The 13439-nt window shown below is 42.7% G+C and carries 13 protein-coding genes; 9 read left to right on the top strand and 4 right to left on the bottom strand.

Features of this window, described 5'->3' with window-relative positions:
• Nucleotides 1–102 precede the first annotated feature (102 nt).
• Both JOD82_RS25700 and JOD82_RS25695 read left to right on the top strand, forming a co-directional pair.
• The gene (locus JOD82_RS25700; protein WP_069011664.1) at nt 103–1146 is read left to right on the top strand and encodes a carbohydrate kinase family protein; all 1044 of its coding nucleotides are present in this window, start codon (nt 103–105) and stop codon (nt 1144–1146) included.
• 505 nt (nt 1147–1651) lie between these two features.
• Nucleotides 1652–3391, top strand: coding sequence for a proline--tRNA ligase (locus JOD82_RS25695; RefSeq protein WP_069011663.1), 1740 nt, complete (start codon nt 1652–1654; stop codon nt 3389–3391).
• Here JOD82_RS25695 and JOD82_RS25690 read toward each other — a convergent pair.
• Nucleotides 3388–4152, bottom strand: coding sequence for a spermidine synthase (locus JOD82_RS25690; protein ID WP_080658550.1), 765 nt, complete (start codon nt 4150–4152; stop codon nt 3388–3390). The genes JOD82_RS25695 and JOD82_RS25690 overlap by 4 nt on opposite strands.
• A 218-nt stretch (nt 4153–4370) precedes the next feature.
• On the opposite strand from JOD82_RS25690, the gene JOD82_RS25685 reads away from it, so the two are divergent.
• Nucleotides 4371–5090 (top strand): YebC/PmpR family DNA-binding transcriptional regulator, encoded by a 720-nt coding sequence (locus tag JOD82_RS25685; RefSeq protein WP_013310214.1) that lies wholly within the window; start codon nt 4371–4373, stop codon nt 5088–5090.
• Nucleotides 5091–5122: 32 nt separating this feature from the next.
• Here the strand turns inward: JOD82_RS25685 and JOD82_RS25680 are convergent, their stop codons facing one another.
• From JOD82_RS25680 to JOD82_RS25670, 3 genes are all read right to left on the bottom strand, one after another.
• Nucleotides 5123–6349, bottom strand: a complete 1227-nt coding sequence (locus tag JOD82_RS25680) for an oxalate decarboxylase family bicupin (protein ID WP_209950196.1) — start codon at nt 6347–6349, stop codon at nt 5123–5125.
• Nucleotides 6350–6435: 86 nt separating this feature from the next.
• Nucleotides 6436–6915, bottom strand: coding sequence for a Cys-tRNA(Pro) deacylase (gene ybaK / locus JOD82_RS25675; RefSeq protein WP_209950192.1), 480 nt, complete (start codon nt 6913–6915; stop codon nt 6436–6438).
• A 17-nt stretch (nt 6916–6932) separates the two neighbouring features.
• Nucleotides 6933–7268 carry a ribosomal L7/L12 family protein gene (locus tag JOD82_RS25670; RefSeq protein ID WP_209950191.1) on the bottom strand — a complete coding sequence of 112 codons (336 nt, stop codon included), beginning with the start codon at nt 7266–7268 and terminating at the stop codon, nt 6933–6935.
• Between the two features lie 314 nt (nt 7269–7582).
• Between JOD82_RS25670 and JOD82_RS25665 the strand changes: the two genes are divergently transcribed.
• The 6 genes from JOD82_RS25665 (at nt 7583) to JOD82_RS25640 (ending at nt 13430) form a co-directional block, all read left to right on the top strand.
• The gene (locus JOD82_RS25665) at nt 7583–8491 is read left to right on the top strand and encodes an ROK family protein (protein ID WP_209950190.1); all 909 of its coding nucleotides are present in this window, start codon (nt 7583–7585) and stop codon (nt 8489–8491) included.
• 35 nt (nt 8492–8526) lie between these two features.
• Nucleotides 8527–9135, top strand: a complete 609-nt coding sequence (locus JOD82_RS25660) for a DUF1349 domain-containing protein (protein ID WP_029515109.1) — start codon at nt 8527–8529, stop codon at nt 9133–9135.
• Nucleotides 9136–9346: 211 nt separating this feature from the next.
• Complete coding sequence (locus tag JOD82_RS25655) at nt 9347–10762, top strand: glycoside hydrolase family 1 protein (RefSeq protein ID WP_209950189.1); 1416 nt, start codon at nt 9347–9349, stop codon at nt 10760–10762.
• A 233-nt stretch (nt 10763–10995) separates the two neighbouring features.
• Complete coding sequence (locus JOD82_RS25650; RefSeq protein ID WP_029515106.1) at nt 10996–11376, top strand: VOC family protein; 381 nt, start codon at nt 10996–10998, stop codon at nt 11374–11376.
• A gap of 352 nt (nt 11377–11728) precedes the next feature.
• Nucleotides 11729–12280 (top strand): phosphodiesterase, encoded by a 552-nt coding sequence (gene yfcE, locus JOD82_RS25645; protein WP_209950188.1) that lies wholly within the window; start codon nt 11729–11731, stop codon nt 12278–12280.
• A gap of 118 nt (nt 12281–12398) precedes the next feature.
• Nucleotides 12399–13430 carry an agmatine deiminase family protein gene (locus JOD82_RS25640; protein WP_209950187.1) on the top strand — a complete coding sequence of 344 codons (1032 nt, stop codon included), beginning with the start codon at nt 12399–12401 and terminating at the stop codon, nt 13428–13430.
• The last annotated feature ends 9 nt before the right edge of the window (nt 13431–13439 follow it).

Genomic DNA, 13439 nt, shown 5'->3' with positions numbered 1-13439 from the left:
TCTTGGGAATATGACATTTGGAACGTGTTAATTTTATATAGTGCCTATTTCTGTACAAATTTAAATCATTTTAACGAATAGACTCGAGAAAGGAGTCAAATGATGAAATTAAAAAAAATCCACCAAAATGAACAGGACGAGCCTTGGCCCTCTAGCAAACCAATACTATGTATCGGGGGGGCCAATTTGGATCGTAAAATCATGATTAAAGGTACATTTCAGCTTCATACCTCCAATCCGAGCAGTACAAGACTGCAATCTTGCGGTGGGGTAGCACGAAATGTAGCCGAAAATTTAGGGAGGTTGAGCCAGCGGGTCAGCCTGCTGACCACAGTTGGGGACGATGCGGAAGGTGAATTTATTATCGAACAGTCCAGCCGTTACATGCACGTGGTTCCTCTGCAAGTCCAAGGTGAACCGTCAACTGGGGTTTATACTGCCTTGCTGAACGAGCGTGGTGAACTGATTGTAGCGACAGCAGAAATGGAGATTTATGATCAGATTCGTCCTTCAGTAATTTTTGAAAATGCTCCTTTAATTGCCTCATCCCGACTCGTTCTGCTGGACACTAATTTCTCTATGAACGTAATTGCAGCCACCATACATGTCTGTCATGAGCATCGGATTCCGATTGTCGTTTCTTCGGTATCGGCCTCGAAGATGAGAAAGCTTCCCCGAAATTTGCATGGAGTGGAGTGGCTGGTATGTAAACCGGTGGAGGCTGAAGCCTATTTGGAGCTAGAACTTACAGATGATCAGCATATGTTGGATGCCACCCGAATTTTTCACAAACTTGGAGTTCAGAATGTCATTTTTATCTGCGGTGCTGATCGTGTTTTGTACGCCTCTCAGGATGGAACTCATGGCCAAATTCCCATTCATCCCGTTCAAGAGGTCATTGATGTCACAGGCGCAGATGATGCTTTTATTGCCGGGATGATATATGGAATTACCCAAGGTTATCCTATGGAGCAAGTGTGCCAATTTGGAATTAGCTGTGTCGACTTGACCCTGCAAACGGATCGGACGGTCTCAGAGACTCTTTCTATGAATAAACTTCATTCTAGGTTTCAGGAGCTGTATGGCACACATACGCAAAATTTTGTGTTTTTCAAGGGCGTGTATTTTAAAAAGAATGATACATAATTAATCAAGAGAACTCTAACCTACAACAGCGCATATTTGGAGCTTCACGTATGTAATGGCCTCAATTATTGAATTTGTAAAAGGAGCATGTTGTATGATGGACAGACTGATCTATTCTATGCGGCCCTTACAGGTAGAGCAGGGTAACGAGTTTCTTGCTGTGTAGCAGAAGATTATCTCCTTGACTAGAAATTACATTTCGTGTAAAGTGGTGAAAATTGTAATATATAGGAATAGTGTAGACCAAGGATCAAAGGTTCAATACTCGCTATACAGAGAAGAAACTCATGGGCTGAAAGGTTTCTCGCCGCGAATGAACGTTTCCCTGCCTTGCGAGCTGTAGCGGTTTGTATGATAAACCGTTACCGGCTAGACGCCGTTATCTAATGAAGGACCGTTCCGTGTATGGCTACGGTCAAATGAAGGGTGGTACCACGACACATTCGTCCCTGACGGATGTGTCTTTTTGCGTACATTTTATCGTCCAACAAGGAGGAAGCTACACATGCGCCAAAGCCAATTATTACTGACAACCTTGCGTGAAGCAACCGCAGAAGCTGAAGTGATCAGTCATCAGCTTATGCTGCGGGGAGGATTTATCCGCCAACTGGCGGCTGGAATGTACACCTATATGCCCCTGGGCAGACGGGTGCTCAGAAAAGTAGAGCAAATCGTACGGGATGAAATGGATCGCGTAGGGGCTGGGGAGCTGCTGATGCCTGTATTGCAGCCAACGGAGCTGTGGCAAGAATCAGGAAGATACGATGTTTATGGTCCTGAGTTGATGCGTTTGCAAGATCGGCATGGTCGGGAGTTTGCTTTGGGGCCTACACATGAAGAGGTCATTACGTCTTTAATACGAAATGAAGTGAATTCTTATCGCAAATTGCCTGTAACGTTGTATCAAATTCAAACCAAATTTCGGGATGAACGACGTCCGCGATTTGGCCTGCTTCGCAGTAGAGAATTTTTGATGAAGGATGCCTATTCGTTTGATGCACATTGGGAAGGACTAGATCATACCTATTCGACCATGTTCCAGGCATATCATCGCATTTTCACTCGCTGTGGTCTAAACTTTCGTGCAGTAGAAGCAGATGCGGGTGCCATTGGTGGCGAAGGTGAAACCCATGAATTTATGGCTCTAGCTGATATTGGAGAGGACACCATTGTAGCATGTACCTGCTGTGAATATGCAGCTAATCTTGAAAAAGCCGTGGCGCGATCGACGGGAAAAATAGAAATATCTCCTGTCTCATATAAAAATGAACAAGTCAGCCCTCCTTCTTTTGATACAGCTAAAATGGAAAAATTCCATACTCCAGGCCTGTGTACAATAGATCAACTGGTTGAATCGCTTCACATAGAGCCCAAAGAAATCATCAAAACACTGATTTATATGGCTGACGATCAACCTATTGCTGTAGTTGTTAGGGGGGATCATGAGGTTAACGAAGTGAAAATTAAACATATTTTAGGTAGTGAAAAATTCGAAATAGCAAGTACAAACATCGTGTCAAAGGCGACTGGAACCCCCTCGGGGTTCATAGGCCCATGCGGATTGACAATCCCTGTGTGGGTGGATTACGCCGTTGTCCAAATGTCCAGCGGTATCGCAGGCGCGAACGAGCTGGATTACCATTATCGACATGTGAACCCAAGGCGCGATATAGATCTTCGGCATGTGGCTGACTTGCGCAATGTCATAGAAGGGGATAGATGTCCTCGATGTGACGAAGGGGAATTGAAACTTCATCGTGGAATTGAGATCGGACACGTATTTAAATTGGGCACCAAATATAGTGAGAAGCTGGGTGCGACCTTTCTGGATGCGTCTGGAGCTGAGCAAGCGATGATTATGGGCTGCTATGGCATTGGCTTATCCCGGATCCTTTCTGCCATTGTAGAGCAAAATCACGATCAGAACGGAATGATATGGCCTTATGCACTAGCCCCGTTTCAAGTTCATATTATTCCGATTTCTGTGAAAGACAGGCTTCAGATGCAAATAGCCGAGAAATTACACAACCAGCTGCAGGATCGCGGTGTGGAGGTGCTGCTGGATGATCGGGAGGAACGGCCTGGGGTTAAATTCAAAGACTCCGATTTAGTAGGTATTCCCGTGCGCATCATCGTAGGTAAAGATGCCGAACACGGGAAAGTAGAGTTAGTGGAACGAAAAAGCTGCAACAAAGAGACGATTCGTATTGAAGATGTAGAGAGACGAATATTGGAACTACACTAAGCATCTATATCCCGTAGAATATGGCCTTCTCCGAGTGTAATCTCATGAAAGTCCGCCATCTGACGTGCCTGAAACCGGATTGGCTTGTCCCGACCTATCATAATGATATTTTGAACGTCGGCAGCGCCTTCCGAGGGGAGCGAGAAAGTTGAGACATAGGCAAATTCTTCACGTAACGTTGTATGAATGGCATTGATCAAATGGTCGTGTTCACTTTTGCCCATTAAATTCATGATCAGGGAGCCTTCGGAATCCAGCTTTTCTTTGGCCATCTTGAAAAATTCCCAGGATACTAAATGCAAGGGCGTACCCAGCTCCGTGAAGGCGTCCAAAATAACATAGTCATAAGCATCCGGCGCTTCCTTCTCCAGAAGGCGTCGTCCATCGCCAACAGTCACATTATCCTGATCGTATCCAAAGAATGTTCGGCTGAACTCTACAACTTGTGCATCCAGCTCGGCAATCTTAAAACGTTTATCTGTAAAATGACCCGCTATTGTACCTATACCGTGCCCGATAACAAATACATCTTCAAATGATGGATCGTTCAGCTCCATAAGATGGATAATTGCTCTCGGATATTCGAACAAAATGCGTTGTGGATGATTCAAGTCCACCGCGCCTTGGACGGCTGTATTTGAAAACTGCATCACCCGAAATAATCCCTTTTCACCATACAGCTCGGTGGTTTCGTATACTGTGATTTCATGATTATGGCTCAACTTTTTGTACAAGACATCCAAGTGAATGATCTCCTTCAAGTCAGACTTCCTCTTCATCTTAGACATGGATAGGGAGATTGTCCATAGATGAGGAGAAATGAAAGTACACATTTTCAAGCATCCCTAATTAGGTAGATTTGTTTATTTTTCCATAACAGAGTTGTTTAAACTTGTTCGTATGTCCTTTAGGAGATATAATATACAAGGATATAATGAAGTTCGTTGTGTATATTCATACAGGAAGAGAGCGGGATATTATGGGACGTAAGTGGAATAACATTAAAGAAAAGAAGGCATCCAAGGATGCTAATACGAGTCGTATATATGCTAAATTTGGCGTGGAAATTTATGTGGCAGCCAAACAAGGCGAACCTGATCCTGAATCCAATCGGGTACTAAGAGTAGTTCTAGAACGTGCAAAAACGTACAATGTACCCAAAGCAATCATTGACCGTGCTATTGAAAAAGCAAAAGGTGCTGGCGATGAAAACTACGTAGAGCTTCGTTATGAAGGTTTCGGACCGAACGGTTCCATGGTCATTGTAGATGCGCTGACCAATAACGTTAACCGTACAGCATCGGATGTGCGTTCTGCTTTTACTAAAAATGGTGGTAGCCTGGGTGTGAGCGGATCTGTAGCCTACATGTTTGATTCAACAGCAGTTATTGGTCTGGTGGGTAAAACCGCAGATGAAGTGCTGGAGCTACTGATGGAGGCAGATGTAGAGGTACGTGACATCATTGAAGAAGATGAAGCCGTCATCGTATATGCAGAGCCTGATCAATTCCATGCTGTGCAGGAAGCTTTCAAACAAGCAGGAGTAACTGAGTTTACCGTTGCGGAGCTCACCATGCTTGCCCAAAATGATATTTCTCTTCCAGAAGATGCACAGGTTCAATTCGATAAACTGATTGATGCATTAGAAGATTTGGAGGATGTTCAGCAGGTTTACCACAATGTAGACTCTGAGGAATAGTCTTTGTTAATTAGTTTGTAAAAACACCGTATTTAGATACGGTGTTTTTTTGTATAGTAATCATCGGACCTCTTATGGTTAGGGTCATAAGAATAACTGGGATATTTGACAACGGGCCATTTTACCTTTCGTAAATTTGAGATCACATCAGTACCTACATGTAAATTACTCTGAATCAGTTCTGTAGGCGTAAGGGCCATCCATTGATTCAAGGAAACATCTGCAAAACGGTCACTTTTAAACATTTCAAGAAACCAAAGTGTGCTGGAGCCTGTATTTTGAATGTAATGACCGTAAGCAAAAGGCACATATCCAACATCTCCGGCTCTAAAATCAAACGTACGGGCTGCACCATTACCGCCAAAGACAGTCATCCGTCCTTGCCCGGCAAGATAGTATTGCCATTCGTCATTATTAGGATGCCAGTGCATTTCTCGCATGGCGCCGGGCTCAATCTCAACAAGAGCAGCTGCAATGGTTTTGGAAATCGGAAAATTGGAGGAGTCGACGATTCGTACGCTTCCGCCCGGCGTTTTGATTGGGGGCTGGGCTAGTAATTCATGCTTGAAGGACTGAGGTATCGTACCATAGGGAGAGGAAACCGCTTGGCTTTGAAGAGAACCGGGAACGGAATCCTGATAGATATATACTTGGTCTTGAGGAATTGCTGCAAAATCAGCTTCTGGTACACCAAAATTTGCAGAAAGTACGTCTTTGGGAGTATGTGCGAACCAATCGGAGATGGATAGGGTGTTCAGATCGGAGAAACTACCATCATCAAAAACCAGCAAAAATTCGCACCCATCCTCAAGTCCCTGTATAGAGTGCGGAATGCCAGGAGGGAAATACCAGAGATCTCCGGGACCCACATCAGCAATAAAATTACGTCCATTTTGGTCTACTGCCGTAATGCGAGCACTTCCCAACAGCATATATGACCATTCCGCTTGCTGATGCCAGTGAAGCTCACGTACACCACCCGGTGTCAAACTCATATTCACCCCGGCAAGGGTTGTAGCAATAGGTAATTCCCTTACCGTTACTTCTCTTGACCACCCACCATGATTAAGCTGCATATGGGCATCAGAAAAAGAAAATCTCATATTTGGAATGAGACCATTGTCCGTTACGGGGGGAACCAGCATATCGGGATTCTGTAGATCCCTCATCACATCACGTGGACCCTTATCGATGCCCCCAGCACCATCACTTCTGATGGGTTGGGGGATTCTTGCATTTTTAGGGCAATCATTATGCATCATTAAATCTTCCTCTCCAGGTTGAAGCTTGATGAAGTATGGGATAAGAAAATACGCATAAAGATTTTATGATCATGTAGTGAGTTTTATGCTGTATGCGTTAGATCTGTAAACTGAGCCTGAATGATTTGAGCTAAATCGTGCGGACTTAACTCCAGTTGGGTCCCAATTTTCCCACCGCTTACAACGATGGCTTCCAGTTCCAATGCAGGCTGGTCGATAAAAGTGGGGTAGAGCTTTTTCATTCCAATGGGGGAGCAACCACCGCGAATATATCCCGTAAACTTTTGCAAATCCTTAACTGGAAGCATTTCAATTTTTTTCTCTCCCGCGGATTTGGCTGCTTTTTTGAGATCAAGCTCTTGATGTACAGGAATTACAAAAACAAACAGATTTTGTTTGCTATGTGCAACCAAAGTTTTGAAAACTATCTCCGGGGCTCTATCGATTTTCTCAGCCACATTCATACCGTCTATTTTTCCATCTTGATGATCATAACTCAAAATATTGTATTGTATATGTTGCCCGTCCAATATGCGCATGGCGTTTGTTTTGCTGGCACTCATCTTATTTCTTCCTTTCTTTAGAGTTTTTCCAAGTGACCCACATAATCCTTTGCATCCTTAAGGGAAAGATCCTTAGCCGTTCTCAGTTCTTTTATGGCTTGAATCTTTTTTCCTTCCCTAATGAGCAGGAGCAACCTTTCATTGATATCTTCTGAAGCTCCTGCGTCTAGAATATGTGGAGGAGAGGCAGCGATGGTGCCTGACAGCGATGTTCCTTGTATTCCTGAACGATTTTCTAGACGCTCCACGTCGGATTTCAAGTCATTAAGCCGAGATTGAAGGCTGTAGACCTTAATTAAAAGTATGACGGAGAGGAGCAATGCGATGATTGCTATATACTCAATAGCTGACAACAGAATTCCCCCCTATTTAAGTGACTTTCAACGCAGAAATGCTGCACTAAAAATTTATTTCTTATTTATAGTATAGCATGATGATAGAGGAGAAGAGGAAAAGGCGTACAAATTGACTTTTTACAGGCAGAGCGTTATATTACAACTTATTATAAACCTTTTAATAAATACTGGAAAAGGAGTGTATTCAAATACAACCAGTCTCCAATAACACCATTCGGGTTAAACAAATTAATGTAGAGTTAGTTAAAAACACACTGAAATCCAAGGAATATGCAACCAAGTCATCGATAGCCAGTATCACAGGTCTTAGTGTGGCAACTTGCGGAAATATTCTGAATGAGCTTCTTCAAACCGGGGAAGTATTAGAGACGGAATTGGAAGAGTCGAACGGCGGACGTCCGGCTAGACGGTACAAATATAACGCTGATTATTCTTATATTATCTGTTTAAATGTGAAAACGGAAGGCGGTATACATTCTCTTACTTATGCTGTTGCTAATTTGCTTGGTGATACCATCATCGAGAATACTTCCATTGTGCCTCATATTGATTATGAGGTCATAGAAACCCAAATTGGAGAGCTGATTAATAACTATGGAAACGTCAAAGCCATTGGAATTGGCATCCCCGGGGTCGTTCATCAAGGAATTATCGATGTTTGTGATCTCGACCTGCTCATAGGAGTCGCTGTAGGTCCACAGCTTCAAGATAAATACGGATTAGAAGTTACCATTGAAAATGATATGCATTTAACAGTCTACGGATTTTATAACATGCAGAATTATGATGAGGATAAAACCTTTGCTATTGTTACGTTTCCAAAAGACAATTTCCCCGGAGCGGGTTTTATTGTCGATGGACATTTGTTAAAAGGAAATACCAAATTTGCGGGGGAAGTTTCCTTCCTACCTTTTGATTTAACAAGAGAGGAACAGCTTAAACAGTTAAATAGCATAGAGGGCTTTGTTCCTCTGGCGATCCAAACGATAACTTCCATTATTGCGATTATAAACCCTGTATCTATCGCTTTGACTGGAGAGTTATCCAAGCCGAATCTGTTGGACGATATTTATAGCGGCTGTCTAAAAGATATACCCAAAGAACATATGCCCGAGATTTTTGTGAAAAACGATACGCATGATGAATACATGTATGGCTTGATTTCGGTGACCCTTGAAAGTCTGACGTACAATTTGCAATTGGTGGAGAAAAGGAAATAAGACATCGTTCAATAAAGCATGAGAGGATGAGATTAATGAATCAAAAATCGATTGCATGGACTACAGGGACATGGACTAATCACCCTGTATCATCCATAGAAGAAGACCAGTTTCTTAAAGTTGAAACCAGAGAAGGAAGCGACTACTGGGAAAAAACTTTGTATGGGTTTGAACGCAGTAGCGGACATTCCCTGCTTACAGACTGGGAAGAAGGCTCTGCCATCGAAGTCACGTTTCAATTAGGCTCATTTACGGAGCTTTACGATCAGGCCGGTATAATGCTGTATCAAGGACAACAAAAGTGGATTAAAGCCGGAATCGAATTAAATGACGGAATTCCTCAGCTGGCAGTCGTAGTCACAGATGGCTATTCCGATTGGTCATTAGCTCCTGTACCCGATTGGGTAGGGAAAAATGTCACGATCCGTGCTTCACAACTACAGGATGCGGTTATCATTAGAGCCAGAACCGAAAATCAAAGCTGGCGCACTGTACGTGTAGCACGTTTTCCTTATGAAACGGGACAACAGGCAGGTCCTTTTGCCTGCGCGCCGACTCGAGCCGGCTTTCAGGTTATCTTTACACGCTGGGTAAGTACTGAACCAGATAGAGATATTCATGTAGATCCGCCATTTGAAGAATAGTCATTTTACTCAATAATAGAAGAGTTATAAATATGGGAGTAATTATTGGAGATAATACTATGATAAGCTCTGGATGTTTTTAAAATAAAACTTGACATGAAACGCGTTACAAACCTTAAGATTCAATTAGAAGTAGTTTATAACACATTAGCATAGAGGTAACGTGTTTCTATCCTAGTTAATAAAAAACATCAGCAAAGGCGGAGAAAATATGAGTACACAGTTTCCAAAAGATTTCCTGTGGGGCGGAGCAGTTGCTGCTAATCAGCTCGAAGGCGCTTATCAAGAAGATGGAAAAGGCTGGTCCATTCAGGATGTAACTCCTCGTGGTGGTTGGGGGCCCGTTACGGATGTACCCACAGAAGATAACATGAAATTGATCGGTATTGATTTTTATCATCATTATAAAGAAGATATCAAACTTTTCGCGGAAATGGGCTTCAAAGTATTCCGTACTTCTATCGCATGGTCACGTATTTTCCCTAAAGGTGACGAACTGGAGCCTAACGAAAAAGGCTTGCAATTTTATGATGATTTGTTTGATGAACTTCACAAATATGGAATTGAGCCACTCGTTACACTATCTCACTATGAAACACCTTTACATTTGTCCAGAGAATACGATGGTTGGGTAAACCGTAAGCTTGTTGATTTTTATGAGCGCTATGCTACAACTGTATTTAATCGCTACAAAGATAAAGTTAAATACTGGTTGACTTTCAATGAAATCAACTCCATTCTTGAAGCACCATTCATGAGTGGAGGAATTAGCACACCAAAAGATCAACTTAGTGAGCAAGATCTTTATCAGGCTATTCACCATGAGCTTGTAGCGAGTGCAAGAGCGGTAAAAATCGGTCATCAGATCAACCCTGATTTCAAAATTGGCTGTATGGTGCTGAGTATGCCTACTTATCCGCTGACACCAAACCCAGACGATGTCATTGCTGCAATGGAATTTGATCACAGAAACATGGCATTTGCCGATATTCACGCAAGAGGTCAATACCCAGGTTACATGAAACGTTTCTTTAAAGAAAACGGAATCACTATTCACTTTGAACCAAGTGATGCCGCAGATTTGAAGCATACCGTTGATTTTATCTCGTTCAGCTATTATATGAGTACTTGTGAGACAGCTGACGAAGCTAAAAAAGTCAAAGGTGAAGGTAATATCCTTGGTGGTGTCATCAATCCGCATCTTGAGGCAAGTGAGTGGGGCTGGCAAATTGATCCGCAAGGTTTACGTTATGTCCTGAATACGTTCTATGATCGCTTCCAAAAACCACTATTCATCGTTGAAAATGGTCTGGGCGCCGTTGATGAACTGATTACAAATGAAAAAGGCGAAAAAACGGTTGAAGATGACTACCGGATCAACTACCTGAATGATCATTTGGTTCAAGTTGGAGAAGCTATTGAGGACGGAGTAGAGGTTTTGGGCTATACGTCTTGGGGATGTATTGACCTTGTTAGCGCATCGACCGCTCAGCTTAAGAAACGTTATGGCTACATTTACGTAGATCGTCATGATGATGGCAGCGGTACACTTGAAAGATATCCGAAGAAATCGTTCCATTGGTATAAAGAAGTTATTGCTACGAATGGTGAAAGCTTGAAACGTTAATTTATAAAAACAAGTGATTAAGTACAATATATAAATGAAGGCTTATAGATAGCGACCGCTTTTTTTCTTTTACGAAGCGGTCGCTAATTTTTTAGGGGTGTTAGAATTGGACAAAAATTAATTACTAATATATATTAAGACTTATTAAAACACTAATAATAACTATACAGAAAACTGAGTCCAGTATAAATTAATGATTTTTTCATTATGAGGGCTGCAGAAGGAGGAAAATAATGAAGATTGAGCATGTAGCGATCTGGGTGAGAGACTTAGAAAAGATGAAGAGCTTTTACGAGCAATATTTTGATGGAAAATCTAACGATAAATATTATAACGCTACAAAAGGATTTGAGTCCTATTTTATCACCTTTGAGGATGGAGCAAGGTTAGAGGTTATGCGTAAAACGGGAGTAGATCATTCTCCACAGATCAATATTACGGGCTGGGCTCATGTGGCATTTTCCGTTGGAAGTAAAGCACTGGTGAATGAAAAGACAGAGCAGCTCATGCATGCAGGATATGAAGTAGTGGGTCAGCCAAGATTGACAGGTGACGGCTATTATGAAAGCGTAATTAAAGATCCAGAAGGTAATTTGGTGGAAATTTCAATGTGAGTAGCTTTTCAGTTCTGAAGAGTGAGCATGTGGAATCCTACAATGAAGCTTTAAAAGAAATCTGACTTCTGTATCTAAATAAGCGAAGCGAGGATGGACCGGTGGTAATGTGCCTTCTGGTGTGATTGCGGTTGAAAACCCTTGCAAGGTCACCCGTAAAATCACCGAAGATGATAAGTACAAATATAAAAGGAATAACAATAAACTACAGCTCACTCGGAGCTGTAGTTTATTGTCTTAAAAAGAGTATGACCAAACGAAAGAACATTTTTGCACAGATTTGTTTAGGGAATAATGCAATAATGTGCTTAAGTGGAATATTTTCAGCCTATTCAGAAAGGAAAGAATAATTATGAAATTGATGTTTATATCAGATATTCACGGCTCACTGCACTGGTTGCAATTGGCACTGGAAAAGTTCAGGGAGGAGAAAGCCGATCGTCTTGTCCTGCTCGGAGATTATATGTACCACGGACCACGTAATCCGTTACCAGAAAGGTATAATCCCGCAGAAGTGGCCGCACTGTTAAATAAGCACAAGTCCCATATTGCGGTTTCTGTGCGCGGAAATTGCGATGCAGAGGTGGATCAGATGCTGCTGGAGTTTCCTATGATGGGTGATTATGCTTTGCTATACCATGAAGGACGGAGAATCTATGTCACGCACGGACATGGCTTTAGTATCGGAAATTTACCACCACTAGAAGCGGGAGATGTGTTTATCCAGGGACATACTCATATTCCGGTAGCGGATGTGGAAAATGGGATCTTTATACTGAACCCCGGTTCGATCTCGCTGCCAAAAGAAAACTATCCATCCTCTTACGGTGTGTTGGAGGGAGCACAATTCACTGTGAAGGATTTTGATGGGAATACAGTGAAAGCAATCACATTTTCAAAGTAATTTACTCCAATGTGAATGTAAATTATTGAAAGTTTTCCGCTTCGATTGAGACAAAGATCATATTATTGTATGATAGGAGCGGAGTCTACATTATGAAAAAGAAAGAGAGCTTCAATACATGCAAATTAAGGATTCACATTATAAGATGCCGCCTGAATGGGCGCCACATGAACGCACGTATATTTCTTGGCCTGTAAAATCTTCAATGGTTTACCCGGATATGCATGCTGATGTATGCAAGGGCTATGCCGGAATTGTACGCGCCATGGCGGAATTTGAACCAGTTACTGTGGTCGTAAATCCGGAAGATCTGGAGAGCGTTAAGGCGCTTGAACTTGGGGAACGGGTAGAACTGCTGTCGATTGAGCACAGCGATGCGTGGCTGCGTGATAACGGCCCTACTTTTCTCACAGACGAGCATGGTCAGTTGGCAGGTGTTAACTGGAAGTTTAACGCCTGGGGTGGCAAATACGCCCCATGGGACCTGGATGACCAGGTTGCACCGCAAATTTTGGACAAACTTGGAGTTCCACGGTTTGATGCACCGGTTGTGATGGAAGGCGGCTCACTGCACGTAGATGGCGAAGGCACACTGATTACAACCGAAGAGTGTTTGCTCAATTCCAACCGAAATCCGGAATTAAGCAGAGAAGAAATTGAACGGCATGTATGTGAGTATACAGGTGCCGAGAAGATAATATGGCTAAAACGTGGTCTTAGTGGCGACGAAACAGACGGTCATGTGGACAATATTGCTTGTTTTGCAGCTCCTGGCAAGGTCATTATGCAAGTGTGTGATGATCCTGAGGATGAAAATTACGAAATCACGCAGGAAAACCTGCGCATTCTGGAGCAAGCAACGGATGCCAAAGGCCGTAAGCTGGAAGTGATTCGAATCGGTCAGCCGCCGCGTGTGGATTATGAAGACAGCCGATTGACACTGAGTTATATTAACTTCTATTTTGTGAATGGCGGTATTATTTTGCCAGTGTTCGGCGGCACTGCCGCTGAGAGTGATCTTGCAGCTGAGCAAGTGCTGGCAAATGTATTCCCAGATCGCATCATTCGTACTGTAGACGGTATGGCGGTCATCCGTGAAGGCGGTAACGTGCACTGTACGACCCAGCAGATGCCTGCTGTAAAGCGTTGAACGATACAA

Source organism: Paenibacillus sp. 1182 (genome assembly GCF_017833915.1).
In the GTDB taxonomy this organism is placed as follows: Bacteria; Bacillota; Bacilli; order Paenibacillales; family Paenibacillaceae; genus Paenibacillus; species Paenibacillus polymyxa_D.
The sequence above is the reverse complement of the archived record's forward strand: the minus strand, read 5'-3'. Positions and strand labels throughout refer to the sequence as shown.